This window comes from Isoptericola sp. 178, assembly GCF_030586525.1.
Lineage (GTDB): Bacteria > Actinomycetota > Actinomycetes > Actinomycetales > Cellulomonadaceae > Isoptericola > Isoptericola sediminis.
Window position 1 is genome coordinate 463,284 of the sequence record NZ_JAUQYN010000003.1, and the last position, 26,872, is coordinate 490,155.

Consider the following 26,872-nt stretch of genomic DNA (forward strand, 5'->3'; position numbering starts at 1 on the left):
GCTGACCACGACGATCACCCCGGGGACCGGCCGGTGTGGACGAGGCGGTACCAGCGCGGGGAGGACCGGTTCATCGGCCAGTGCAGGCCCTTCAGGTCGACCTCGGAGGCCGACCGCACGTCCCACGCCGGGAACGCATCGGCCACGTCCTGCCGCGACACGCCCCCGATCAGGGACCGCCAGCGGGTGACGCCGAACGCCATCATCAGCAGCGTCGCGCCCGGCCGGGCCACGGCGGTGACCTCGCGCCCCATCGCCTCCCGGTCCGCCGCGTCCAGCCCCTGGAAGCAGCCGACGTCCAGGAAGAGGTCGACCGGGCCGACGCCGAGCCCGCGAAGCCGCGTGACGTCGCCGACGACGTAGGTGGCGGTGGCGGCCGGGTCGCGGTCGCGCGCCTCCTCGACCGCCTGCGGCACCGCGTCGACGCCCACGGCCTCCCAGCCACGCCGGGCGAGCTCGCGGGTGTAGATCCCGCGGCCGCAGCCCAGGTCGAGGGCCCGGCCCGGCGGGCGCCCCCGCCCCTCGGCCGCGCCGTCGAGCACCGCTGCGACGTCGGCGGCGGCGACCTTCGGGTACCGCTCCCAGGGTCGGACACCGAGCCGGTACATCCGCGCGTAGTCCGTCATCCCGATCACCCTCCGCGTCCACCTCTCCCGACGAGCCCCCGGCGCCCAGTCTGCCCCGGTCTGCCCCGGCTCACCTCGTCAGCGAACTGCCAGGTGGGCCCCAGGGACACGGCAGGTCCGGCCACGATGCTGGAGACGTCCGGAGGCTCCGGGCGGGGAGGAGCATCATGAAGCGTCGGTTCCTGCGCCGGACGGCGGCGGCCGGGGCCCTGGGGCTCGCGGCGCTCGGCGCGGCCCCCGCGGTCGCCGCGGACACCGCCCTGCCGCAGCACGAGGTCCAGCACACCGGCACCGTCGTCGAGCTGCTGCAGACGCTCGTCGACGACGGTGCGATCACCGCCGCCGAGCGCGACGCCATCGCGGCCGACGTCGAGCGGGCCGACGAGGGCGAGGAGGACGACGAACGCCTGCTCGACCTGCCCACGGCCGCCGCCGTGATCGGCATCGCCCCGGCGGCGCTGCGAACGGCCCTGTCGGCCGACGGGGCGACGCTGGCCTCGGTGGCGGCGGCCCGGGGCGTCCCGCTCCCGACCCTGGAGGCCGGCCTCGTCGCGGCGGCCGCGCAGCGGCTGGGGACCGCGGTCGACCAGGGGCTGCTCTCCCCCGAGGAGGCCGACCGGTGCCGGGCCGAGCTCGCGGCCGTCGTCGCCGACGTCGTGCAGGCGCAGTACCCGGACCTGCGGGGCGGGCGGTCGACGCCGGGGGCCGCCTGACGTCCCTCAGAAGAGCTCGGACAGGATCGCGGCGGCCCGTCCCGCACCGTCGGTCTCCACGGGCCGGTAGCGGACGTCGGTGCCCACGTTCTTGACGATCTCCTCGGCGAGCAGGTCGGGGTCGCAGGCGTCCTCGTAGGGCACGCACCGACCGGCCGCGTACCGGTCGAGCCGGTGGCGCACGTGCAGGTTCTGCTCGAAGTGGTCGCGCAGGGGCACGTAGAGGAACGGGCGCTGGGCCGCGGCCAGCTCCATGCAGGTGGTCAGGCCGCCCTGGACCACGGCCAGGTCGCAGGCGGCGAGGTGGCGGTAGAGCTCGGGCAGGTACCCGACGACCTCGACACCCTCGTGCCGCGGCAGGGCGGCGGGGTCGATCCGGGGACCGGCCACGACGACGAACCGCAGCTCGGAGCGGCGACGGCGGGCCAGCGGCGCCGCGTCCAGGACGCGGCGCAGCAACGCCTCACCGACCCCGGAACCGCCCACGGTGACGACCACCAGCAGCTCGCCCGGCCGGCAGCCCAGGGAGTCGCGGGCGGCCTGGCGCTCCGCCTCGTCCGGCACCTCGAAGCCGGTGACGTACCCCGAGAACGAGAAGTTGTCCTCGGTCCACTCGCGGATACCGGGCAGTCCCGGGCCGAAGGTCCCCTCGACGACGTCACCCGGGTTGCCGACGAACACGGAGGCGTCCCGCAGCCGGCGGTACCGGGACCGCTGCTCGATCATCTCCGCGTTGTAGTCGGCCGTCAGGGCCACCTCCGCTCCCCCGCCCGAGGGCATGGGCAGCCACCCGACGAAGTCGGTCATCCAGGCGTACGAGAAGCGCTTGAGCTCGGGGTTCTCGTGCAGGAAGTAGTCGATCTCCCACGCCTCGTCGCCGACGACGAGGTCGTACGGCGTCTCGCGCACGACGTCGTCGAACACGAGGAAGTTGTGCACGAGGATCTCGTCCATGCGGCGGACGGCCTGGAAGGCGTGCAGGTCGTGGCCGGCGGACTCGTCCTCGATGTGCGCGGACTCGCTGGCCAGCCACCGCGACGCCGGATGGACGCGCTCGCCCGCGTCCGCCAGCACGCGGGTCACCGGGTGCTGGGCGAGCCAGTCGACCTCGAGGTCGGGGTGGTGGCGCCGCAGCTCGCGCGCGATCGCGACGTCGCGCCGTGCGTGCCCGAGCCCGATCGGCGAGGACAGGTACAGCGCCCGGCGCGGCCGCGACGCCGCCCGGGTCCACGTGCTGCGCCGCACCGCACGGGCCGGCGGCGTGAGGGAGTCGACGAACTCCTCGATCAGCCGGTTCACGACCACCGGGTCGCGGGCCAGCGGCACGTGGCCGCCGCCCCCGAGCGTGACGAGACGGCCTCCGGTGAGCTCCGCGAGGCGGGCACCGACCTCGTGGGACGTGATGCGGTCGTCGTCGCCGTGCACCACGAGCACCGGGCAGGCGACCCGCGCGCAGCGCTCCGGGGACACCGGGTGCCGGCCCGCCCCGACCGTCGCCGCGCCGAGCGCCTCGGGATCGCCCTCGAGCCCCCAGCCCACGCCGTCCTCGATCTGCTTGGTCGAGTGCGGCTCGGAGTAGACCCGGCCGAAGAAGAAGTCGAGGAAGTCCCGCCACGCGGACGGGCCCCGCCGCCAGTAGGGCAGGTTGCACTTCGCCCACCCGTCGGAGGTGTCCAGCGGCTCCGTGAACGACTGCCCCCGGTCGGGCAGCGGGCCCGCGAGGCTCGGGATCGACGGCGCGATCGCCACGAACCCGTCGACCCGCTCCGGCGCCGCCGTCGCGAGCGCCACGCCCCACGTGCCCCCGGCCGACAGTCCCACGACCACGGCCGTGGCGGTCCTCGTGGCGTCGAGGACCGCCACCGCGTCCGCGGCGTACTCGTCCGGGGAGTAGGCGGCCGGGTCGTGCGGCCGGTCGGACCGGCCGCACCCCCGTCCGTCGAACACCACGACCCGGTACCGCCGGGCGAGGAACGGGATCTGCGCCTTCCAGAAGCGCGAGTGGATGATCGACCACGTCGGCAGCAGCAGCACCGTCGGTGCGTCCTGCCGGTCGTAGAGGTCCCACGCCACCCGGACGCCGTCACGCTCGACGGTGCCCGTGGCGTCCGGTGCCACCGGTGCCCCCATGGTCCTCACCCCGTCTCCCAGTCTGCTCCTCGCCCGGACGGTCCGCGCCGTCAGCGCCGGACCTCGTAGACGAGGTTGAACGGCGTGCTGGCCGCCACGCCGAACCGGTCGAACCCGGCCGCGGTGGCGACGTCGTGGATCCGGGCGGGCCCGGCCTGGGCCCCGAGCGCCATCCCGACGTCCTGCGAGAGCGAGGACGGCGTGCACAGCAACGTCGAGAACCCGTAGAAGGCCCGGCCGATCGGGTGCAGGTTGTCCTCGACGCGGTCGCCCGCGGCGGGTTCGACGACCATCCACGTGCCGTCCTCCGCGAGGGCCTCGCGCACGTGCCGCCCGGCCCCGACCGGGTCGCCCATGTCGTGGAGGCAGTCGAACATCGTCACCAGGTCCAGCCCGGTCTCGTCGAACCCGTCCGCCGTCGCGACGGCGAACCGGACCCGGTCGGCCACCCCCGCCTCGGCCGCCCGCTCGCGCGCGGCCTCGACGGAGGCCTCGTGGTAGTCGTACCCGACGAACGTCGAGGCCGGGAACGCCTGCGCCATGAGGATGGTCGAGGCGCCGTAGCCGCAGCCGACGTCCGCGACCGCGGCACCCCGCTCCAGCTTCTCCACGACGCCGTCGAGCGCCGGGAGCCACGACGGGACGAGGTTCGCGTGGTAGCTCGGGCGGAAGAACCGCTCGGTGCCGGCGTGCACGTCACGGGTGTGCTCGTGCCAGCCGAACCCGGTGCCGCCGCGGGCGGCCTCGACGATGTGCTCCGTGCCGTGCAGCGCCCCGAGCGCCACCTGGAACAGCCCGGGCAGGAACGCGGGGCTGTCCTCGACGGTCAGCGCGACGGCCTTCTCGGGCTCCAGGGAGTAACGGGCCGACGCCGGGTCGTAGGTCACGTAGTCGCCCGCTGCCTGGGCGTTCAGCCACTCGCGCACGTACGGCTCGGCGGTGCCGGTGCGGTCCGCCACCTCGGCGGGGCTGCTCGGTCCGTGCGCCGCGAGGTCACGGTAGAGCCCCAGCCGGTCGCCCAGCACGACCAGGGCCGTGTTGAGGGTCGCGCCGGCGTCGCCGACCGCGCGGCCGACGAACGCCATGAGGGCGTCCATGTCGATGGTCGGGGCCTCGGTCCGGGGGGTGTCGAGCGTGGTCATGTCCGTCTCCTTCGTCGGGTGCCGGCCCGTCGCCGGCAGCTGGCCCGTCACCCCCTGACGCTAGGAATCGCAGGCCTCCCGCCGCGTCAGGGGCCCCACCTGGTCGTGCGACGGCCGGCCCCCTGGTCGAGACTCGGGGCATGCTCGTGGGGCGCGACGACGAGGTGGCCGCACTGGGGCGGCTCGTCGCCGGGGCACGCCTCGGCCGGGGCGGGGCCGTCGCCGTGCTCGGTGAGCCCGGCATCGGCAAGAGCTCGCTGCTCGCCGACACGGCCGACCGGGCCGCCGGGACGTGTCGTGTGCTGCGGGTCGTCGGGGCGGCGTCGGAGACGGAGATCGCGTTCGCGGGGCTGTCCCAGCTCCTCACCCCCGTGCTCGACCGGGTGGACGCCCTGCCGGACCGGCAGCGGGACGCCCTGCGATCGGCCCTCGCCCTCGGTGCGCCGGCGGACGGCGACCGGCTCGCCGTCGGCGCCGCGACCCTGGGCACGATGACGCGCTGTGCCGAGGAGTCCCCGCTGGTGGTGCTCGTGGACGACCTGCACCTGCTGGACGTGCCGTCGGTGCAGGCCCTGACGTTCGCGGCACGGCGGCTGTCCGCCGACCCGGTCGCGATGGTCCTGGCCGGACGCGATCCGGAGGCCGCGGGGCTCGTCGAGGGCCTGCCGGTACTACGGCTGGCGGGTGTGGACGAGGAGGACGCGCGGGTCGTGGCCGAGCGCAGCCTCGGGGCGTCGATCCCCCGCGAGCGCCTCGCGGAGCTGTACCGGCGCACGGGCGGCAACCCGCTGGCGCTCGTGGAGCTCGCCGGCGACCCCGACGCCGCGGCGGAGGTGCCCGGGCTGCCGCGGACGGTGCCGGAGGCGGTGGCACGCAGCTTCGAGCACCGCGTCGACCTGCTCCCGGAGACCACCCGGGAGGTGCTGCTCGTCGCCGCGGTCGCGGACGGGGACCTCGCCACGACGACCGCCGCCGCACGGGCCCTCGGGCTCGACGCCGCGGACCTGGGCCCCGCCGAGGACGCGGGGCTGGTGCGGACGACGGCCGGGCGCGTGACGTTCCGGCACCCGCTGCTGCAGTCGGTCGCGTACACGCGGCCGGCCTCCGCACGGCGGCGCGCGGCCCACCGGGCCGTCGCGGACTCGCTGCCGCCCGGGGACGAGGACCGCCGTGCCTGGCACCTCGCGGAGTCCGTGGGCGGCGTGGACGCGAAGGTGGCCGGACTGGTCGAGGCGGCCGCGGAGCGCGCGGTCGACCGCTGGGGGTGCGCCGTGGCGTCGACGAGCTTCGAGCGGGCCGCGGCCCTGAGCATCACGCCCGCCGACCGTGCCGGGCGGCTGGTGCACGCCGCCGAGAACGCCTGGGCCGCGGGGGACGCCCGTCGGGCGCTGGTGCTCCTGGACGAGGTCGCGGCGCTGGGACCGGACGCCGACGTCGAGTTCGCCGCGGACGACCTGCGCGCCACCGTGGCGGTGCACACCGGTTCGCTGCGCCGGGCCCTGGAGATGCTGGTCGACCTCGCCCACCGCGCCCCGGACGCCGAGACCCGGGCACGGCTGCTCGCCGACGGCGTCTACGCCGCGCTGTTCCTCGGGAGCACCCCGACGGCGGCGGAGCTGGCGGACGAGCTCACGGCCACCCTCCCGGCCCTGACGGACCCGGTCTCGCGCGCCGTGACGCTGCTGGCGTGCGGGGTCGCCCATGTGCTGGCCGGGCGCGACGGCGCCGCGGAGTTCCGCGCGGCCGTCCCGCTGCTCGAGGCCGGCGGGGCGCCTCGCGCCGGGGACCTGCGCTGGCCGTGGGTGATGTCGGCGCCCCTGTTCCTGCGGGACGACTCCGGTGAGTCCGCCGTCCGTCCGCGGGTGGCCGAGGCCCGTCGTGCCGCGACGCCGGCGGCGTTGCCGGGGCTGCTGTTCGTCATCGCCCGCTACGAGGCCACGGCCGAGAGCTGGCACCGGGCCGAGGCGGACTACACGCTCGCGATCGAGGTGGCCCGTGAGACCGGCCAGACGACGGAGCTCGCCGCTTCGCTGGCCGGCCGGTGCTGGCTCGCCTCTCACCAGGGGAACGCCGAGCTGTGCCGGTCCGACGCCGAGGCCGCCGTCGACCTGTGCGCGCAGGGCGACATGCAGTTCTTCGCCGCCTGGGTACGGTTCGCCCTCGGCGACCTGGCGCTCTCCGACGGGGACGCGGCCACGGCCGTCGAGGAGCTGTCGGCGCTGCAGCACCTGCTCGCCGGGCAGGGGCTCGCCGACCCGGACCTGTCCCCGGTGCCCGAGCTCGTCGAGGCGCTGGTGCGCACCGGGGACGTGGCCCGGGCCCGGGAGATCGCGCCCCGGTTCGTGGCCGCCGCCGAGGGCAAGGGCATGCCCTGGGCGCTGGCCCGTGCCCGCCGCACCGAGGGCCTGCTGGCCGACGACGACCTCGACAGCCCCTTCCTCGCGGCGTTGGCGCTGCACGCGCGCACGCGCGACGCGTTCGAGACGGCGCGCACGCGGTTGGCCTACGGGGCCCGGCTGCGGCGCACGGGGCGCCGCGTGGACGCCCGCGAGCAGCTCCGCGAGGCGCTGGCCGGTTTCGAGAGCCTGGGGGCGAGGCGGTGGGCCGACCAGACCGCGGCAGAGCTGACGGCGACCGGCGAGACCGTGCGGCGCTCGGGTGCGGGCTGGCAGGCGGAGCTCACTTCCCAGGAGCTGCAGGTGGCCTTGCTGCTGACCGACGGGTCCACCACGCGCGAGGCCGCCGCGGCCCTGTACCTGTCCCCCAAGACGGTCGAGTACCACCTGCGCAAGGTGTACACGAAGCTCGACGTGCACTCCCGCGAGGAGCTCGCCGCGCTGCTGACCGACCACGGATGAACCGTCCTGGTCACGGCCCGCCTGCGCGGTTCCACCCCGCGCTGACGCTACGCTTCCTTCGAACGCCCGTACGCGGCCGCCGTGCCGCCGTCGGGCCCGCAGTCCGCACCGAGGAACACCAGGGAGCCGCACCGCATGGCGCGCAAGAAGGCCGCACCCGTCGCCGACGAGCCGTACGACGAGACGATCGTCGACATCGACGTCGCCGCGGAGATGGAGACGTCGTTCCTCGAGTACGCGTACTCCGTCATTTACTCGCGCGCCCTGCCGGACGCCCGTGACGGCCTCAAGCCCGTCCACCGCCGGATCCTGTACATGATGGCCGACATGGGCCTGCGGCCCGACCGCGCGCACGTGAAGTCCTCGCGCGTCGTCGGCGAGGTCATGGGCAAGCTGCACCCGCACGGCGACGGCGCGATCTACGACGCGCTGGTGCGTCTGGCCCAGGACTTCTCGATGCGCCTGCCGCTGGTGGACGGCCACGGCAACTTCGGCTCGCTCGACGACGGTCCGGCCGCCGCCCGGTACACCGAGGCGCGGCTGGCGGCCCCGTCGATGGCGATGACCGCCGGGCTGGACGAGGACGTCGTCGACTTCGTCCCGAACTACGACAACAAGCTCACCCAGCCCGAGGTGCTGCCCTCGGCCATCCCGAACCTGCTGGTCAACGGGGCGTCCGGGATCGCGGTGGGCATGGCCACGAACATGCCCCCGCACAACCTCACCGAGGTCGTCGCGGCCGCCCAGCACCTGCTGGCCAATCCCGGGGCGACGCTCGACGACGTCATGCGGTTCGTCCCGGGGCCGGACCTGCCCAGCGGCGGCAAGATCATCGGCCTGGACGGCGTGCGCGACGCCTACCGCACCGGCCGCGGCTCCTTCCGCACCCGCGCCACGGCGCGGATCGAGAAGGTCACCGCGCGCCGCCAGGGCATCGTGGTCACCGAGCTGCCGTACACGGTCGGCCCGGAGAAGGTGATCGAGAAGATCGCCGACGGCGTGCGGAACAAGAAGATCCAGGGCGTGACGAACGTCCAGGACCTCACCGACCGGGCGCACGGCATGCGCGTGGTCATCGAGGTCAAGACCGGGTTCGACCCGGAGGCCGTGCTCGAGCAGCTCTACCGCACCACGCCGCTGGAGGACTCCTTCGGCATCAACAACGTCGCGCTGGTCGACGGCCAGCCGCGCCCGCTGGGGCTGCTGGACCTGCTGCAGGTATGGGTCGACCACCGCATCGACGTGGTGCGCCGCCGGTCACAGCACCGCCTGGGCAAGCGCACGGACCGCTTGCACCTCGTCGAGGGTCTGCTCGTGGCGATCCTGGACATCGACGAGGTCATCCAGGTCATCCGGTCCTCGGACGACGCCGCGACCGCCCGCGAGCGCCTGCAGTCGGTGTTCGACCTGTCCGAGCCGCAGGCCTCCTACATCCTCGACCTGCAGCTGCGCCGCCTGACGAAGTTCTCCCGCCTCGAGCTCGAGTCGGAGAAGTCCCAGCTCGAGCAGGAGATCGCCGAGCTGGAGGCGATCCTCGCCGACGAGGCCCGCCTGCACGGCGTCGTCTCGGACGAGATGACCGAGGTCGCGGCCACCTACGGCACCCCGCGCCGCACGGTGCTGCTCGACTCGGCCGGCGGGACGGCCCAGTCCGCCGCCGCGGCACCGACTCGGGGCAAGAAGGCCCCCGCCCTGGACCTGGAGATCAAGGACACCCCCACCCGGGTGCTGCTCTCGGCCACCGGGCTGCTGGCGCGCACGTCCGGCGAGAACGCCGACGCGCCGGTGGAACGTGCCGGACGGCGCCACGCCCACGACGCGCTGCGCTCCGACGTCGCCACGACGGCCCGCTCCGAGATCGGTCTGGTCACCTCGGCCGGGCGCCTGTACAAGGTGTCCGCCCTGGAGCTGCCGGCCCTGCCGAGCGTCGACGGTCCGCCGTCGCTGTCCGGCGGGGTGCCGGTCAGCGAGATGGTGTCGCTGGAGGCCGGCGAGCAGGCGCTGGCCGTGGTGTCGCTGGACGAGGACGCCGCTCCCCTGGCGCTCGGCACCCGCCACGGCGTGGTCAAGCGGGTGCTGCCGGGTGACGCGCCGCGCAACGGCGACGTGTGGGACGTCATCGGCCTCAAGGACGGCGACGCCGTCGTCGGGGCGGCACCGGCCGCGGACGACGACGAGGTGGTCTTCCTCGCCTCGGACGCCAGCCTGCTGCACTTCGAGGCCTCCCTGGTCCGCCCCCAGGGCCGTGCCGCCGCCGGCATGGCCGGCATCCGCCTCGGCGGGGGCCAGCACGTGGTGTTCTTCGGCGTGGCCCGCGCGGCGACCCGCGACCTGCACACGGTGGTGACGGTGGCCGGCACGGCCGGTGCGCTGCCGGGCACGGGCGGCGGCTCGGTGAAGGTCACTCCCTACGAGCTGTACCCGGGCAAGGGCCGCGGGACCGGCGGCGTGCGCGCCCACCGGTTCCTCAAGGGTGAGGACGAGATCGTCCTGGCCTGGGTCGGCGAGGGTCCGGCGCGGGCCGTCGGCACGGGCGGCCAGCCGGTCGACCTGCCGGAGGACAACCCCCGCCGTGACGGCTCCGGGGTGCCGCTGGCCGGCCCGGCCGCCGCCATCGGCTGAGGTCCCGTCAGGTCTCGGAGGGCGGCTGGTACCGCGCGCGCAGCTCGCGTTCGCGGTCCCGCCGCGGGAAGGCCAGCAGCACCAGCAGCGAGCCGAGCAGCACGGCGACGATCCCCGCCAGGTAGGCCCACTGGTCACCCGCGAGGAACGACTCGCGGGCCGCGGCGACGATCTCGTCGCTGTACTGGGGGTACTGCGACGCGATGGACTCGGCCCCGGCGAAGGACTTCTCCAGCGTCGCCTGCGTGCTCGCCGTGAGGTCCGACAGGTCGCTGTCCCCGCTGATCGCCGTGGCCATGGAGCTCGCGTACCCGGCGGCCAGCAGTGCGCCGAACGCGGACTGCATGATCGCTCCCCCGAGGTCGCGCTGCAGGTCGGCCGTGCCGGAGGCCATGCCGACGCGCTGCACCGGTACCGAGCCGGTCAGGGAGTTCGACGCCGGGGTCCCGGACAGCCCGACGCCGACGCCGACGAGCAGGTAGGCCAGCCCGACCGCCCAGTAGCCGATGTCCTCGCGCCACAGCAGCAGCATCACGAGGAACCCGAGCAGCACGAAGACGTAGCCGGACAGCATCGTCGCCCGCGAGCCGTGCCGCTCCACGAGCGCGGCCGAGCGGGGCGCGACGAGGACCATTCCCACCGCTCCGGGCAGGATCGCCGCGCCGGCCGCGACGCTCGAGTAGCCGAGCACGTTCTGCATGAAGAGCTGGCCGATGTACATGGCGCCCATGAGCGAGCCGAAGATGATGAGCCCGGCGACGGCCGCGACCCAGAACGTCGGGCGGGCGGCCACCCGCAGGTCGTACAGCGGGTTCTCGGCGCGCAGCTGGCGCAGCACGAACCAGGTGCCGGCCCCGACGACGGTCCCGCCCAGCACGGCGAGCAGTCCGGCCCGGCCCGGGACCGCGAGCAGGTTGATGCCCATGACCAGCGACCCGACGAGCAGGACGGACAGCACCCCGCCGACGTGGTCGACGGGTTCGACGCTCTCGTTGACGTGGGACGGCACGAGCACGATCGCCAGGACGAAGGCGACCGCGGCCAGCGGCACGGTGAGCAGGAACACCGACCCCCACCAGAACTGGGTGAGCGACCAGCCGGCGGCCAGCGGTCCGAGGGCGGCGAAGGCGGCACCGATGCCGGACCACAGGGCGATGGCGCGGGTCCGTCCGGGGCCGGACCACAGCGCGGAGATCAGGGCGAGGGTCGTGGGAAACGCCATGCCCGCGCACAGTCCCCCGCCCAGCCGCGCCACGAACAGCACCTCCACGGACGGCGCCCAGGCCGCGAGCAGGCTGAACGGGACGGTCAGCCCGGTGCCGATCAGCAGCAGGAGCTTGCGCCCGTACCGGTCGCCGACCGCCCCGAGGTAGAGCACCGAGGCGGACAGGCCCAGCGAGTAGCCGACGGCGACGAGGTTGAGCTGGACCTGGGAGGCGTCGAGGGCGTCGCCGATGTCCGGCAGCGCGACGTTGGCGACCGACAGGTTGAGGTTGGCCACGGCCGCCACGAGGATCAGCGTCGCGAGCACACGCCCCGTCGGCGCGCGCCGAGCCGTGCCCGACGACGCGCTCCGGGCGGCCGACCCGCCTGCGTCCATGCCGTGAGGCTAGGCACGAACCGGCCCGCTCACGCGTCGGACGCCCGAGGCGGGCATCCCCTCGGGGCCGCAGGACACGCTACGTGGCGTGCGGCCAGGACTGGATCTCGGCCAGCCTTCGCGTCACCCGGTGCCGGGAATGGTCGGACATGACGAGCTCGGCCTTGTCCAGGGCCGTCGACAGCGCGGATCGGAACTCCGGCGTCTCGTGGTCGCTGGCAGCCCACTCGCCCTCGGCCAGGTCCGCGCACGTCATCGCGTACTCGTAGCGTCCGACGTCGTGCCACGTGGGGATGATCTCGAGAGCCCGGGCGATCGCCCGCCTCATCTCTGGGTAGTCCCCTCGTTGGCTGTGACATCCGGCCATGCTGCGCCAGCTGGCCGCCTCGGCGACGGCACTGCCGTGTGCCGCCAGAGCGGTCGCCCGCTTCCACAACGCCAGTGCCTGGTCGAGGTCACCGGCTCGCTCGCACGCGAGCGCCAGCGTCGCGTACTCCTCCGAGGTCAGACGGCGACCCTTGATCATGCGTTCCAGGAGCAGTGCCTGTTGGACCATCCGCATGCGCTGTGCCGCGATCGCCGCGCGCCGGTCCCCGTCCTCCCCGCCCTGATCCCACCTCAGCTGGTCCTCCTGCACACCGAGCTCGTGCAGATCGTCCACCTTCTTGAGAAGACGGTCCCGCAGATCGCGCTCCGTGGCCGACCGACGTTCGATGATCCCGTACGCACTGATGAGGAGCGCGAAGACGCTCACGAGGATCGGAACGATGCTCGCGTCCATGACTCAACCCCCCAGGTCGTTCTCGGGACGCGACGAGCGGTGCACCCCGTCGCGGGCACGGTGAGGTCCGTCCCGACGAGAGTAAGTACGGCCGCCGCCACACGCAGGAGGCAGTGCGCGCTCCAGGATGGAGAGCCGGACCGGTGGTCGCGCGTCCTGCCGCCCTCAGCGGGCGAGGGCGGCGGCGATCGTCTCGCCGAGCTCGACCGGCCGCGTGAACATCGGCCAGTGCCCCGTGGGCAGGTCGACGATCTCGTCGTTCCGGTGCCGGGCCAGCTCGGCGACGTAGGGGTGGCCCTGCTCCATCAGCTCGCGCAGCATGCCGGCCGGCATCTCGGAGGCGATGACCGTGGTCGGCACGTCGAGCCGGGACTCGTCGTCGCTCAGCCGGTGCGGCTCACGCACGGTCCCGCCCGGCTGCGGTACCGCACGCTCACGGAACGCGGCCCGCAGCTCGTCGGTGAGCCCGGTGAGCGACGCCCCGTCCATGTCCTCCCAGGCGGGCAGGTGGTGGTCGACCACGTCGGCGGGCAGGTCCGCGTCCAGCGCCTGCCCTGAGGCGAGCGGCCCCGAGTCGACGTAGACGACGTGCCGGACGCGACCGGGCCGGGCGTCGGATGCCGCGTAGACCAGCGGGCCGCCGGCGGAGTGGCCCACCAGGACCACCCCGGCATCGGCGGGTAGGGCGTCGATCGCAGCGACGACGGCGTCCACGTGGTCGGCGAGGGTGATGCCTGTCCGGTCGGTGTCGACGGAGTCCATGCCGGGCAGGGTCAGCGGGTGCACGGTGTGCCCGGCCGCGACGAGCGTCGGGGTGACGGCGTCCCAGGCGGACGCGTTCAGCCAGAAGCCGGGAACGAGGATGATGTCCATGCCGGTGACGTTAGAGGTGTCCCCTGACACCCACGACTATCGACATGCAAACTGCATGCGAATATCATGGTATTCATGTCCACGCTGCAGGTCCGGGACGTCCCGGACGACGTCAAGCGGGTGCTCAAGGCCCGCGCCGCTCGGTCGGGCCAGAGCCTGTCCGAGTTCGTCCTCCAGGAGCTGAGCGAGCTCGCCGGCCGGCCGACCATCAGCGAGCTCACCGACCGCATCCGCGACCGCGGCAGCTACACGCCAGGAGTCGATGCTGCCGACGTGCTGGCCGCAGCGCGGTCGGAGCGCGAGTGACGCTCGTCCTCGACGCCTCGGTCCTGGCCGAGTTCCTCGTCGGCAGCCCGGCAGGCCGGCGGGCCACGCCTCGGATCCTCGCGGACCGTGACCTGCACATCCCGCACCTGGCGGTCGTCGAGGTCGCGTCCGTCGTCCGAGGGTGGGTTCTGGGCGGTCACCTGCCCGAGCCTCGGGCGCGTGGGGCACTCGACGACCTCGCGGCGCTGCCGGCCGCACGCTGGTCCGCCGAGCCGTTGCTTCCTCGCCTCTGGGCGCTGCGGTCGAACATGACGGCGGACGACGCGACCTACGTGGCGCTGGCCGAAGGCGTGCAGGCCACACTCCTGACCGCCGACGCCCGCCTGGTCCGTGCGGCGGAGCAGTTCGGCGAGTGCTCGGTCGAGCTCGTCGACGCGGGCACGGGACGGTGACGGTCGACATGGTGGAATCGGCCGCGTGACCACCTACGAGTTCTCCGCCGACCCCGACCGTCTCGACGTCGCCTGGATCCACGGGATCCTGTCGGGAACCTACTGGGCCCGAGGACGCTCGCGCGTGACGATGACCGCGATCATCGGGGCGTCGCGCAACTACGGGGTCTACGCGGATGGCGGCGACCAGGTCGCCTACGCCCGGGCCGTGACCGACGGCGTCACGTTCGCCTGGGTGGCCGACGTCATCGTCGACCCGGCGCACCGACGCCAGGGACTCGGCACGCAGATCGTGGACGGTCTGATGGCGGACCTCGAGAGCCTCGGGCTGAAGCGTGTGCTGCTCAAGGCCTCCCCCGAGGGGCAGGAGCTCTACCGGCGTGCCGGCTTCGACCGTCTCGACGACCCGGAGACCTGGCTGGGCCGCCGCCTGCGCTGACCGTGCGGAAGACTCCGGGTACGGCGCAGCGTCCGTCGGCGCGGCCCGCACCGCGGTCACTCGGCAGAGGCGACGTCCCGCGCGATCTGCCGGGCCCAGGCGTCGATCCGCTCCCAGTCGCGGAAGTCGCCCGCGGGCAGAGGCATCTTCCGGGTGAACCGTTCCGCCAGGCCGATCGGCTTCTCCTCAGGGTCGTAGGCGCCGAAGAACACCTCCTCGCCGCGCGGCTGCAGCAGCTCGCTCAGCTCCGCGAACTCCCGGGGGCGTGCCGCCTCCCGCACGTCACGGCCCTTCTCGTCGACCTCGTCGGTGCCGAGCGGGCCGCTGCTGAACAGCCACACCGGCCGCTGCTTCAAGGCCGACTCGTGCCGCTTCGCGAAGCGGTCGGCGTCCTTCAGCCAGTGGGCCATGTACGCGGCGCCGCCGAGGACCACGGCGTCGTACTCCTCGACCGTGCTGACCTCCTCGACGGGCACGGCGTCGGCGTCGACCCCATGGTCGCGCAGGGTTGCGGCGATCCGCTCGGCGATCCCCGCCGTGGCACCGTGGCGTGTGGCGTAGGCAACCAGGACGTTCATGGCCGGCTCCTTCTCGACGACGGGGAGTGCGGACGAGGGGGGCAGTTCAACGCTAGCGCGCGACCGCGTGTGCCGCATGGCCCGCCACAGCGCCCCGTCGGCGCGAGGGGCGCGACCGCAGGAGGCCCCTAGAGCTCGATGCTGAGCAGCCGCGATCCGTGCGTCTTGGTATACCCGAGGCTTGCATAGAGGCCGTCGGCGCCGCTGGGGTTCGCGGTGTCGACGTCGAGGCAGGCGTACTCCATGCCGTCGGCGGCGAAGGCCCGCATGCTCGCGAGCAGCGCGGCGAGCGCCGCCTTGCGCCCCCGGTAGGCGCGCCGGGTGCCGAGAACCCCGGTGTAGCCGAACGAGTACCCGCGCACCTCGAAGTCCTCGGTGAAGAGCTCGTTCATGGCGTAGCCGACCACCAGCGGCTCCCCGGCGCGCAGCGCGGCCGCGGTCTCGTCGTCGGTGTGGGGGTCGGCCAGCAGCGCCTCGATGTCCGGGGCGTCGTCCACGACGAGGTGGCTCCACTGCGGTGCGAAGCCGGTGCGGCCGCTCGTCCACTGCTCGGGGGTGTTGGGCTCGCTGCCCCAGTGGTCCCGGAAGGCGTCGTTGTGCGCCAGGCGCGTGGCCTCGTCCAGCTCGGGCGAGAAAGGCACGAGGCGCAGGGATCCGTCGAGGACGACGTCGGGCAGCGGCGAGGCCTCCAGGTCGCGCAGGTCGCGGCGCAGGTCGGAGTAGAACCGGCGGGGCTCGAACCCCGCCCGTTCGTACAGCCGGAGCTTCGACGGCGGGCCGTCGTCCTCGGCGAAGACACCGATCCGGGCAGGCAGCTCCTTGCCGGACTCCGCCAAGACCTGCCGGGCCCGGGCGACCTGCCAAGCGAACAGCTCGCGCCCGATGCCCTCGCCGCGACGGGACGGGTGCACCCCGCCGAACAGGAAAGCGCGCAGCGTGCGGGTGTCGCCGGGGAGGGTCTCGACGTGGCCATAGGCCCGGAGCGCGCCGTCGGCGTCGAACCCGAGGATCGAGTCGTCGTCGAACCGGCGCCACGGGGCGTCGAACAGCTCGGTGAGCTCCTCGAGGGTCTCGCGGTAAGGCTCGGCGTCGGCCTCGGCGATGGTGTTGCGCAGGTCGAGCAGCACCGCGGCGTCGTCGGCGGTGGCCGGGCGCCACGTCAGACCACCGGCGGTGACGGCCGGCAGCGTCGTCGGCGCCGCCGCACGCTCGGCGATCGGCGCGAGGTCGGGTGAGGTCTCCAGGGTGGCCATGTCTGGAGCCTAGGTCTCACCAGATGTACGCCGCACCCTGATTTCGTCCGGCCGAACTAGGCTGTTCGGGTGACTTCCACGCTCGACCTCGCCGCTGCCGACGCCCGTTCCGCCGCCCTGCTCGAGGCGCTGCGCACCCGGGTGGTCGTCGGTGACGGCGCCATGGGAACCATGATCCAGGCGGCCGACCCGACCCTGGAGGACTACCAGCAGCTCGAGGGCTGCAACGAGATCCTCAACGTGACCCGCCCGGACATCGTCCGGGGTGTGCACGACGGGTTCCTCGAGGTCGGCGTGGACGCGATCGAGTCGAACACCTTCGGGGCCAACTGGTCGAACCTGTCGGACTACGGCATCGAGGACCGCATCCGCGAGCTGGCCCGGGTCGGCGCAGAGCTGGCCCGCGAGCGCGCCGACGCCTACACCACCCCGGACCACCCGCGCTGGGTGCTGGGGTCGATGGGGCCGGGCACGAAGCTGCCCTCGCTGGGGCACACCACGTACGAGAACCTGCGCGACACGTTCGCCGAGCAGGCCGCCGGGCTACTGGAGGGCGGCGCGGACGCGATCCTCGTGGAGACCAGCCAGGACCTGCTGCAGACCAAAGCCGCCGTGAACGGTGCGCACCACGCGATGGACGCCGTCGGGCGCCGCGTGCCGGTGATCGCCTCGGTGACGGTGGAGACCACGGGCACCATGCTCATGGGCTCGGAGATCGGGGCGGCGCTGACGACGCTGCAGTCCGTCGGCGTGGACGCGATCGGCATCAACTGCGCCACCGGCCCGGACCAGATGAGCGAGCACCTGCGCTACTTGTCCAAGCACGCCGAGGTGCCGGTCACCTGCATGCCGAACGCCGGCCTGCCCGAGCTCGGCCCGCACGGGGCCGTCTACCCGCTGACCCCGGACGAGCTGGCGGCGGCGCACAGCCAGTTCGTCGACGAGTTCGGTCTGGGCCTGGTCGGCGGCTGCTGCGGCACGACGCCGGAGCACCTGGGCCGCGTCGTCGAGGCGGTGCGCGGCCGCGCGCTGCCGGAGCGCGAGATCGAGCGCACCAGCGGTGTCGCGTCCCTGTACTCGCACACGGACCTGACGCAGGACACCTCGTACCTGGCGATCGGCGAGCGCACCAACGCCAACGGCTCCAAGGCGTTCCGCGAGGCGCTGCTGGAGGGCCGCTGGGACGACATCGTCGACATCGCGCGCGACCAAACGCGGCACGGCGCCCACCTGCTCGACGTCTGCGTCGACTACGTCGGGCGCGACGGCGTCGCGGATATCACCGAAGTGGTCTCCCGGCTGGCGAGCGCCTCGACGCTGCCGCTGGTCATCGACTCCACCGAGCCGGCCGTGATCCGGGCCGGGCTGGAGCTCGTCGGCGGGCGCGCCGTCGTGAACTCGGTGAACTTCGAGGACGGCGACGGTCCGGAGTCCCGCTTCCAGCGGATCATGCCGGTCGTGCGCGAGCACGGTGCCGCCGTCGTCGCGCTGACGATCGACGAGGAGGGCCAGGCCCGCACCACCGAGAAGAAGGTGGCGATCGCCTCCCGCCTCATCGACACGCTCACGCGGGACTGGGGCATGCGGGTGGACGACATCATCGTCGACGCCCTGACGTTCCCCATCGCGACCGGCCAGGAGGAGACGCGCCGGGACGCCATCGAGACGATCGAGGCGATCCGCGAGATCACCCGGATCTACCCCGGCGTACACACGACCCTGGGCGTCTCGAACGTGTCGTTCGGGCTCAACGCGGCGGCGCGCACGGTGCTGAACTCGGTGTTCCTGCACGAGGCCACGCAGGCCGGGCTGGACTCCGCCATCGTGCACGCCGCGAAGATCCTGCCGCGCACCGCCATCGACGACGAGCAGTGGCAGGCGGCCGAGGACCTCGTGTGGGACCGCCGGCAGTACGACGACGAGGGCACCCTGACCCACGACCCGCTGTCGCACCTGCTCGAGGTGTTCTCCGGCGTGGATGCCGCCGCGATGCGCGACCAGCGGGCCGCCGAGCTCGCGGCGCTGCCGGTGGGCGAGCGCCTGGAGCGCCGCATCATCGACGGCGCCCGCAAGGGTCTCGAGGAGGACCTGAACACCGCGCTGGCCGACGGCATGAAGGCCCTCGACATCGTCAACACCCACCTGCTGGGCGGGATGAAGGTCGTCGGCGAGCTCTTCGGGTCCGGGCAGATGCAGCTGCCGTTCGTGCTGCAGTCCGCCGAGGTCATGAAGACGGCCGTGGCGCTGCTCGAACCGCACATGGAGAAGGTCGAGGGCGCCGAGGAGCAGTCCAAGGGCGTCATCGTGCTGGCGACCGTGCGCGGCGACGTGCACGACATCGGCAAGAACCTCGTCGACATCATCCTGACGAACAACGGCTACACGGTGGTCAACATCGGCATCAAGCAGCCGATCTCGGCCATGATCGAAGCCGCCGAGGAGCACGACGCCGACGTCATCGGCATGTCCGGGCTGCTGGTGAAGTCGACCGTGGTGATGAAGGAGAACCTCGAGGAGCTGGTCTCGCGCGGCATGGAGAAGCGCTGGCCGATCCTGCTCGGCGGCGCGGCCCTGACCCGCACCTTCGTCGAGGACGACCTCGCCTCCGCCTTCCCCGGCGTCGTGCGGTACGCCCGCGACGCGTTCGAGGGGCTGCGCCTCATGGAGCCGCTGGTGGCCGTCGCACGCGGCGCCTCCCCCGACGACGTCGACCTGCCGGCGCTGCGCAAGCGCCGCCACAACGTCGTCAAGGTCACCGAGACCGCGCCGGAGGACCTGCCCGAGCGCTCCGACGTGGCCACCGACAACACGGTGCCCACTCCCCCGTTCTGGGGCACGCGCGTGGTCAAGGGGATCCAGCTCGCCGACTACGCCGCGTTCCTCGACGAGCGCGCCACGTTCATGGGCCAGTGGGGTCTCAAGCCCGGCCGCGGCGAGGACGGGGCGTCGTACGAGGAGCTCGTCAAGACCGAGGGCCGGCCGCGGCTGTCCCAGTGGCTCGACACGATCCGCACCGACCAGATCATGGACCCGACGGTCGTCTACGGGTACTTCCCCGTGTGGTCCGAGGGCGACGACATCGTCGTGGCGCACCACGGACCTGGCCTGGCCGGCATCGGGGCGCCCGACGGCGGCTCCGGCGGCGAGCCGGGGACCGAGCGGCTGCGCTTCACCTTCCCCCGGCAGAAGCGCGACCGGCACCTGTGCCTGGCCGACTTCGTCCGGCCGAAGTCCTGGGTCGAGGAGACCGGCCGCTACGACGTGCTGCCCGTCCAGCTCGCCACCGTCGGCGAGCCCGTGTCCGCGTACACGGCGAAGCTGTTCGCCGCGAACAAGTACCGCGAGTACATGGAGCTGCACGGGCTGTCCGTGCAGCTCACCGAGGCGCTGGCCGAGTTCTGGCACTCCCGGGTGCGCGCTGAGCTCGGGTTCGGCGACGAGGACCCGAAGGACGTCGAGGGCATGTTCAAGCTCGAGTACCGCGGGGCGCGGATGTCACTGGGCTACCCGGCCTGCCCCGACATGGAGGACCGTCGCAAGGTCGTCGAGCTGCTGCGGCCGGAGCGCGTGGGGGTGACGCTGAGCGACGAGCTGCAGCTGCACCCGGAGCAGTCGACCGACGCGTTCGTGCTGCATCATCCGGAGTGCAAGTACTTCTCCGTGTGAACATGCTGCGACGAGTGCCGGGCCCGGACGTCCCTCAACCTGACGGCGCTGCGATACGCCTGGGGTGGCCGCCTCACTTCCGAGGTGGGACTACCTCAACGGAGTGAATGAGCCGTGCACAGATCTGGAGCATGTCGGCGGACACGCACCCCTTGGCGGTGGTCATCCCTCGCAGAGTGGCTCAACCACAACGCTCTGCTAAGCAACTCCGGTCGGCGTCGTTCAACCCTCATCACGAGACTCTGCGGCACCACACCGGTTTGTCCCAGCCACCTACGCCTCGGATCACGAGAACACCCTTCCCTAGCCCCAGCCCATCAACGAGACACGCCGAGATACTCCGGCTGGACGCGTACGACGCTCGCTACACTCGTATCCCACGGGCGATCCAGTGTACGCACTGGGGCAGGGAAGCGGAGGCGGAGTTGTCTTACCTATACGAGCAACTGGGCGCGGATCGATTCCAGCAATTCGTGCAGGCGCTACTGATCGATGACTTTCCCGACCTAAAATGCTTCCCGGTTGGCCAGCCAGACGGTGGACGTGACGGCCTGAGCGCAACCGGAGGTCCTCAAGGGATTGGCGAAACAGTACTGCAAGTCAAGTTTCGCCGCGAGGACGAACCTGTAACCGCCGAATGGATGATCTCAACGCTCGAAGGCGAGCTCCCTAAGATCGAGCGCCTGATTATGCGGGGCGCAAAAAGGTACATTCTAGCAACCAACGCAAAAACCACGGCACACCTCGATGTTGGCCGCCACGACCTTGTTCAAAAATGGCTAAAAGCGAACGTATCCATTCCGGCCGAGATATTCTGGCGCGACGAGATCGATCGTCGACTTGACGCTCGGCCGAACCTCAAGCTAAGTTACCCGGCGCTCATGACGGGAAATGATGCGCTAACACTCATCCTGGAAGCCAATGCGAAACCGGGACGAGAAAGGATAGCCCGGACAATACGCTCATTTGTCAGCGAGCAATATCTCAAAGACGAGCAAGTCAAGTTCCGCCAAGTCGATCTAACCTCTTCGTTGATAGATCTATTTGTTGATGTGCCAATTGACCTTTCTGACCTTGAAATGCCGCAGCCCGTCGAAGATCTTGGACCGTTCCGAGACCTCATCACCGACCTGGCTAGTGAGCGACTTGCCTCTGATGGCGATGAGATCGAGTCATCCTTCAACTCCAGGCGCGCCTTTCTCGCAAAGACCGCAGATCTACTACTAGACCAACGCACGCATAGAGTCTTCCCCTGGGTTGTACTGCAAGGCGCACCAGGGCAGGGCAAATCCACGTTAGCGCAATACATCTGTCAGGTTCATCGAGCCCGACTACTTGGCAAACAAGATCTCGTCGATGCTCTCCCGGATGCTCACGCAGGTTGCGCGATACGGCTACCCGTAAAAGTGGACCTCAGAGATTTCGCTGCATACCTGGACGGACAGCGCTACCTAAACAGCCCGAACCCCGACATTGAAACAACGCGTAGCTTGGAGCGCTTCCTGGCGTCGCTAGTTTCTATCCAATCAGGTGGCCGAGAATTCTCAATAGACGATCTCGTACAGACGATTGGGCGCAGCCCACTCTTGCTCTTTCTCGATGGCCTAGATGAGGTTGCTGACGTAAGACTCCGAAAGACCGTCATTGAATCCATCGTGCACGGCCTTAACCGACTTCAGGACGATGCGATCGACATACAGGTGGTCGTGACAACCCGGCCCTCGCTTGTCGGCCGAAAGCCAGCACTCGGCCGGAGCTTTGCTCGCTTCAACCTGGCACCAATTGATCGCTCGACGATTCGCCAATACACGGAAAAATGGATGATCGCGCGTTCGCTCGATGACGATCGTTCTTCCGAAGTGCGCAGTATCCTCGACCAGAAATTAGATCAGCCTCATATCCGAGAACTGACGCGCAACCCGATGCAACTTGCCATCCTTCTCAACCTAATTCTCTCCATTGGGCACTCGCTGCCAGACGCACGTACGTCACTCTATAGTGAGTACGTCAAGCTATTCATGACGCGCGAGGCGGAGAAGAGCGCGGTCGTTCGCCGGCACCGAGCAGTAATATCGGGAATCGTCGAGCATTTGGCATGGGTGCTGCAGTCGGGCGCTGAGAGCGACCGCGGTTCAGGAAGCATCGACGAGGAGAGTCTCAAGCACGAAGTCGAGTCCTACCTGGACCGAGCTGAGCACGACAGCTCCGTCGTCGATGAGGTTTTCACACACGGCATAGAACGTGTTTGGGTTCTAGTCCAGCGGGTCGAAGGGTATTTTGAATTCGAAGTTCAGCCGCTCCGAGAGTACTTCGCCGCCAGACATCTGTATTCGTCAGCTCCCGTATTGGATTATCGCCATCAGAACTTCGGTGGCGATCGATCTGAAAGGTTTGAAGCGATTGCGTCAAACCCGTACTGGGCGAACGTAACCCGCTTCTATGCGGGATTTTATCAACCTGGTGAGATCGCTGCGCTGCATTCGAGCCTCAAGCAACTAGGCAACTCAGCGAGTCTCGCGCTTCAACTCATCGCCCGAAATGTGGCCGTAGAACTGTTGGCCGACTGGGTTTTCAACCTCAAGCGACCGGTTCAGAACGAGGTCCTAGACTTTGCCTTTGACGAGATGGGCATGCGGTTGGCAGCGCTTGAATTTGGGACTTACGATGAACTGGCTCTGCCGCAGGAGTGTGGCAGAGAACGCCTTGCGCAATCGATTGTCGACCACGTAACATCTGAGCCGCACACTAATTCATCAGTAGGATTGGCGCGCACACTAAAGTTGAACCCGAGCCCGGAGCATCATCTGAACTGCGAGAGATGGATTGGCGAGTCCCGCGGCGGTGAGCGCACAGCTCGACTAGTTTTTGCCTTGCGTGCAGGATTGCTACAAGACGGAGGCCGCACACTTGGATTAGTCACCAGTGATGCTGCGGATCACAGTGAACGTCGAACACGTGCGCGCGCAATCTGCTTCTTGGGTCGCGGCCTTATGGAAATGTCGGTCGATCTTCGGAACTTCATACTAGAGGAAGTGCTCGCAGGCGGCGGATTCCACACCCCTCAGCGCAGCATGGAAACAGACGTTGCAGAAGCGCTAGCCGCAGATGTATCTCTCCCGCGATTCAGCCTGCGCCGGAGCGCTGATCCTATCGAATACCGCCAACCCAAGATCGAAGAGTTTCTTTCATACTACTGGGATGAATACTCTTGGCGCGAGCCAAGAGCCATCGATTCAGAAAGCTACACCATGCTCCTAGAGCACGCGAGAGAAGCATTCGGGGATCGCTGGGCAGTACTGCGCCTTGCCGCCATAAATTGCGGCGGCGTCGATGTTTGGAGGGCTAAGGAGGCGAGCGATTTCGCGCTGGATCCGAGTCGACCCCTATTTGAGAGAGCAAGACTCGCGCGAGGTTACCAGGGGTCAGCCAGTTGGTGGTCCGAACTAATTCAGGACTCGAAGCCGGAAATGAATCTGTTCTGGCTGACTATCCTACTTTGCTGGGCTCCCGCGAGGCATGTCCAGTCGAACTTGCAGGGTATCCAACATGCGATTTCTGAACTTGCAGTGGACGACAGACTGCGGCTCTTCGATGCAATTCGCCAGGCAACCGACGTTCGCGCAAGGCGAGGCGCGCGAGATCGAGTAGCGGTCGTTGCTTCTGATGTCAATGATGAGGCGACAGGAGTTGCCCTAGTGCTGGCCTTTGGGCGCGTTCAGATCGAAGAGTTGCCCGACCATGTTCTGGCCACATCGGGAGTTGCCAAACAGGTGGACGTCCTTAATCGCGAGGAAGAGTGGTCCAGTTTTTCAGGTTGGCGCAACCTCAGCGCTAATGATGCCGACAAGTGGCTTGAGTCGCTCAGACTTCACGGCTGGCCCCGCGGAGTGCGGAGCCGCAAGCTGCTGGAGCAGATGGACTGGCCAGGGCACGTCGCGGAGAGCATCGTTTCCAATCCGGACGATTATCCGCCAAGTCTTGTTCGCTCGGTCTATCAGTATGCACTCGGGCAGCATGTACCCGAGCCAGTAGGCGAGGTTGCCCGGAGACAGTCATGGGTTCTCGGTTGAACTGAGATACCAGTACAGCGCTGTCCAGAATTTCGTGTTTCCACCGCTCAGGCTTTGTGGGCACCGCTGATCCGATGCGGCATCACGGCAAGGTTCCGGCACCATCCAGGTCGTGTCTCGCAGTCACATCTTGCACAGTCCTGCCACGTCGGATTTGACCCGATCTCCGATCTTCCGTGCCGCGGAGTGCGATGTACAACTGCGGACCGGAGGGCGCCAATTCGGATCGTGCATCGGCAAGACGAACTGGCCAACGGGAGTCTGCTCAGCAGTCTGCACGTCCGCGGTGGCCAAACGGTCCATACTTAGAGCGAACTGGGCTGAAGAAGTTGGCCGGGGCTTTCGGGGACAGCCTCGCCGTGCGCGGCGAGCTCCGACCACGCCACGATGGAGTCGTGCCCTCGCCGACCCAATCCGGACTCGTCGTCAGCCCGTCCCTGACGATCCCCCGGGCCGAGCTGACCGAGCGCTTCTCGCGGTCCTCCGGCCCCGGCGGGCAGGGCGTCAACACCACGGACTCCCGGGTGGAGCTGTCCTGGGACGTCGAACGCTCGGCGGTGCTGAGCCGCGTCCAGCGGGAGCGGATCGTCGCCCGGACGGGTCACCGCCTGGTCGACGGAGTCCTCACGGTGACGGCGTCCGAGCACCGCGAACAGCGGCGGAACCGCGACGCGGCCGCGCACCGCCTGGCAGCGCTGGTCGCTGACGCCGTTGCGCCACCTGGCCCCGCGCGTCGTGCCACCCGGCGCACCCGCGGGTCCCAGGAACGGCGGCTGAAGGCCAAGAAGCAGCGATCCGCGACGAAGCGGATGCGCTCGTCCCGGCCGTCACGGGACGACTAATCGTGCCCATCTCTGGGCACTTTAAATACATCACCGTATGATACAAGCGTGACCACTAATCCGCGGGTTCCCTTCTACGGCCGCGCCGACGTCGTCGCGGCGCTGACGCAGCACCTCGATGCGGTCCGCACGCACGGCCAAGGGCGCATCGTCGCGATGCGAGGCCGCCGACAGGTCGGCAAGTCCACGGCGGTCGACACCTTCGTGCGCAGTACCGACGTGCCGTACGTCTTCGCCGCAGGAACCCTCGGCGCACCGACGCGCACCCAGGTCGCCGACGCCACGGAGGCGCTCACGTCGTCGACCCGACCACTCCCCGGCACCGAGGTCACCCAAGGCCTTTCCCTGCAGTCGTGGCGTGACTGGTTCCGGGCGATCGAGGTCGCGGCACGTCAGGGGCCGGCCGTCGTCGTGCTCGACGAGTTCCCGTGGGCCGTCGCCGCCGACGCGTCGCTCGAAGGCACTCTCCAGAACGTCTGGGACCAGACGCTGGAACACCTGCCCGTACTGGTCGTCCTGGTGGGGTCCGACGTCGCGATGATGGACCGGCTGTCCGAGTACGGCCGCGCCCTGTACGGCCGTGTCCGCCCGCTCGTCGTCGACCCGCTCAACCCTGCGGAGATCGCCCAGGCACTTCCGGACGCGACCCCGACCGAGATCTTCGACGCCTACCTCGTCACGGGCGGCTACCCGCGCCTCGTCACGGACCTCGCCCGGTCCGACGGCGGCGTCTCGCAGTATGTGGCCGACTCCTTCGCGGACCTGTACAGCCCGCTCGTCTCGACCGCCCGGTTCACCCTGGACGCGGAGTTCCCCGACTCCCCCGCCGCGGCCCGCGTGCTGTCGGCGATCGGCGCGAACGAGTCCACGGCACCTCGGTTCAACGACCTCATCCCCGCCGGCCTCGAGGACGCCGAGGTCACGCGGTACCAGACCGCCACCACCCGGGCGCTGCGAGTCCTGACCGACGACAAGCGACTCGTCACCACGGAGAAGCCGGTCTGGGCTCCCGAGAAGGGGCGACTGCGCCGGTATCGCGTGACCGACCCCTACCTGCGGTTCTGGTTCCGGTACGTCGACCCCAGCCTCGAGCTGATCTCTCGCGGACGGGCCGACCACGCCTTCGGGCGCTTCGAGCGGGACTGGTCGTCCTGGCGGGGACGCAGCATCGAGCCCGTCGTCCGTGAGTCGCTCGCCCGCCTGGCGTTCGACGATCCGCGGCTCGAGAGCGTCGAGGACGTCGGCGCCTGGTGGACCCGTGACGGGCAGACCGAGGTGGACATCGCGGCCGTCTCCCGGGAACGCACCGTCCTGCTGGGAACCATCAAGTGGCGCCCGGGCGGCGCGGTCTCGCGGCGGGAGGTCGAACACCTCCGCACTGCGGCCGGCAAGGTTCCACGCAGCGCAGCTGCTCTGTTCGCCGCCGTCAGCCCCGACGGAGGACCGGTCGAGGGCGCGGACCTCACCTACAGAGCAGCGGACCTGCTCGCCGGCTGGCGGGCCTGACCGCGACGTGGCGGGTGCGCTTCATACGGCCCACCCGCGGCGAGCCCGCCCGCCAGGGTGCGTGACGTCAGTCGACGATCTCCAGGCCGGTCTCGTCCGCGGCCTCCTGAACGCCGCCGGCGTTGACGACGTCCTCGAAGCCCTGGGCCTTGAGGAAGTCGAGCGCGGCGCCGGCGCGGTTGCCCGAGCGGCAGTACAGGACGTAGGAGCCGTTCGGGTCCAGTTCGGCGAGCTGCTGGGTGGCGTCGGGCGACTGGACGTCGATGTTGAGCGCGCCCTCCAGGTGACCGCCGGCGAACTCGGCCGGGGTGCGGACGTCGATCACCGTCGTCCCGGCATCCAGCGTCGTGGTCTCACCGTCACCCGACGGCGCGCACGCGGCGAGTGCCACGGTGCCCGTCAGCGCCAGCCCGATTCCCAGCATCGACATCTTGAACATGCCCTACTACTCCCG

The 26,872-nt window shown here is 70.6% G+C and carries 19 protein-coding genes; 10 read left to right on the forward strand and 9 right to left on the reverse strand.

From position 1 onward, the window contains the following. Positions 1-14 precede the first annotated feature (14 nt). Positions 15-626, reverse strand: coding sequence for a bifunctional 2-polyprenyl-6-hydroxyphenol methylase/3-demethylubiquinol 3-O-methyltransferase UbiG (locus Q6349_RS11335; RefSeq protein ID WP_304604165.1), 612 nt, complete (start codon positions 624-626; stop codon positions 15-17). Between the two features lie 167 nt (positions 627-793). On the opposite strand from Q6349_RS11335, the gene Q6349_RS11340 reads away from it, so the two are divergent. Further along, positions 794-1,339, forward strand: a complete 546-nt coding sequence (locus Q6349_RS11340) for a hypothetical protein (protein ID WP_304604166.1) — start codon at positions 794-796, stop codon at positions 1,337-1,339. Positions 1,340-1,345: 6 nt separating this feature from the next. Here Q6349_RS11340 and Q6349_RS11345 read toward each other — a convergent pair whose 3' ends face one another. Beyond that, positions 1,346-3,457, reverse strand: a complete 2,112-nt coding sequence (locus tag Q6349_RS11345) for an alpha/beta fold hydrolase (protein WP_304604167.1) — start codon at positions 3,455-3,457, stop codon at positions 1,346-1,348. Between the two features lie 62 nt (positions 3,458-3,519). Continuing rightward, on the reverse strand, positions 3,520-4,611 hold the full coding sequence (locus tag Q6349_RS11350) for a class I SAM-dependent methyltransferase (protein ID WP_304604168.1): 1,092 nt from the start codon (positions 4,609-4,611) through the stop codon (positions 3,520-3,522). Positions 4,612-4,751: 140 nt separating this feature from the next. Between Q6349_RS11350 and Q6349_RS11355 the strand changes: the two genes are divergently transcribed. Continuing rightward, on the forward strand, positions 4,752-7,469 hold the full coding sequence (locus Q6349_RS11355; RefSeq protein WP_304604169.1) for an AAA family ATPase: 2,718 nt from the start codon (positions 4,752-4,754) through the stop codon (positions 7,467-7,469). A 135-nt stretch (positions 7,470-7,604) separates the two neighbouring features. Continuing rightward, positions 7,605-10,091: a DNA topoisomerase (ATP-hydrolyzing) subunit A gene (locus Q6349_RS11360; RefSeq protein ID WP_304604170.1), complete on the forward strand. Its 2,487-nt coding sequence runs from the start codon at positions 7,605-7,607 to the stop codon at positions 10,089-10,091. A 7-nt stretch (positions 10,092-10,098) separates the two neighbouring features. Here Q6349_RS11360 and Q6349_RS11365 read toward each other — a convergent pair whose 3' ends face one another. The 3 genes from Q6349_RS11365 to Q6349_RS11375 form a co-directional block, all read right to left on the reverse strand. Further along, positions 10,099-11,691 (reverse strand): MFS transporter, encoded by a 1,593-nt coding sequence (locus tag Q6349_RS11365; RefSeq protein WP_304604171.1) that lies wholly within the window; start codon positions 11,689-11,691, stop codon positions 10,099-10,101. A gap of 79 nt (positions 11,692-11,770) precedes the next feature. Further along, on the reverse strand, positions 11,771-12,472 hold the full coding sequence (locus Q6349_RS11370; RefSeq protein WP_304604172.1) for a hypothetical protein: 702 nt from the start codon (positions 12,470-12,472) through the stop codon (positions 11,771-11,773). Positions 12,473-12,637: 165 nt separating this feature from the next. Beyond that, the gene (locus Q6349_RS11375; protein ID WP_304604173.1) at positions 12,638-13,345 is read right to left on the reverse strand and encodes an alpha/beta fold hydrolase; all 708 of its coding nucleotides are present in this window, start codon (positions 13,343-13,345) and stop codon (positions 12,638-12,640) included. A gap of 75 nt (positions 13,346-13,420) precedes the next feature. Here Q6349_RS11375 and Q6349_RS11380 point away from each other — a divergent pair, with 75 nt between their 5' ends. Genes Q6349_RS11380 through Q6349_RS11390 form a run of 3 tightly spaced genes read left to right on the forward strand, consistent with a single transcriptional unit; the run spans position 13,421 to position 14,503 of the window. After that, positions 13,421-13,651 (forward strand): hypothetical protein, encoded by a 231-nt coding sequence (locus tag Q6349_RS11380; RefSeq protein ID WP_304604174.1) that lies wholly within the window; start codon positions 13,421-13,423, stop codon positions 13,649-13,651. Continuing rightward, positions 13,648-14,064, forward strand: coding sequence for a type II toxin-antitoxin system VapC family toxin (locus tag Q6349_RS11385; RefSeq protein WP_304604175.1), 417 nt, complete (start codon positions 13,648-13,650; stop codon positions 14,062-14,064). Before Q6349_RS11380 ends, Q6349_RS11385 begins: the two co-directional genes overlap by 4 nt. Positions 14,065-14,089: 25 nt before the next feature. After that, entirely contained in the window at positions 14,090-14,503 is a 414-nt protein-coding gene (locus tag Q6349_RS11390; RefSeq protein WP_304604176.1) for a GNAT family N-acetyltransferase, read from the forward strand. A 56-nt stretch (positions 14,504-14,559) separates the two neighbouring features. Here Q6349_RS11390 and Q6349_RS11395 read toward each other — a convergent pair whose 3' ends face one another. Continuing rightward, positions 14,560-15,081: a flavodoxin domain-containing protein gene (locus Q6349_RS11395; protein ID WP_304604177.1), complete on the reverse strand. Its 522-nt coding sequence runs from the start codon at positions 15,079-15,081 to the stop codon at positions 14,560-14,562. A 128-nt stretch (positions 15,082-15,209) separates the two neighbouring features. Further along, positions 15,210-16,334, reverse strand: coding sequence for a GNAT family N-acetyltransferase (locus Q6349_RS11400; protein WP_304604178.1), 1,125 nt, complete (start codon positions 16,332-16,334; stop codon positions 15,210-15,212). Positions 16,335-16,403: 69 nt separating this feature from the next. Here Q6349_RS11400 and metH point away from each other — a divergent pair, with 69 nt between their 5' ends. The 4 genes from metH to Q6349_RS11420 all read left to right on the forward strand — a co-directional run bounded on the left by metH (position 16,404) and on the right by Q6349_RS11420 (position 26,418). Further along, entirely contained in the window at positions 16,404-20,000 is a 3,597-nt protein-coding gene (gene metH / locus Q6349_RS11405; protein ID WP_304604179.1) for a methionine synthase, read from the forward strand. Positions 20,001-20,425: 425 nt separating this feature from the next. Further along, entirely contained in the window at positions 20,426-24,070 is a 3,645-nt protein-coding gene (locus Q6349_RS11410; protein ID WP_304604180.1) for an NACHT domain-containing NTPase, read from the forward strand. 395 nt (positions 24,071-24,465) lie between these two features. After that, the gene (gene arfB, locus Q6349_RS11415) at positions 24,466-24,912 is read left to right on the forward strand and encodes an alternative ribosome rescue aminoacyl-tRNA hydrolase ArfB (protein WP_304604181.1); all 447 of its coding nucleotides are present in this window, start codon (positions 24,466-24,468) and stop codon (positions 24,910-24,912) included. Between the two features lie 48 nt (positions 24,913-24,960). Next, positions 24,961-26,418, forward strand: coding sequence for a DUF234 domain-containing protein (locus Q6349_RS11420; RefSeq protein WP_304604182.1), 1,458 nt, complete (start codon positions 24,961-24,963; stop codon positions 26,416-26,418). A gap of 67 nt (positions 26,419-26,485) precedes the next feature. On the opposite strand, the gene Q6349_RS11425 is transcribed toward Q6349_RS11420, so the two are convergent. After that, positions 26,486-26,857, reverse strand: coding sequence for a rhodanese-like domain-containing protein (locus tag Q6349_RS11425; protein WP_304604183.1), 372 nt, complete (start codon positions 26,855-26,857; stop codon positions 26,486-26,488). Positions 26,858-26,872 lie beyond the last annotated feature (15 nt).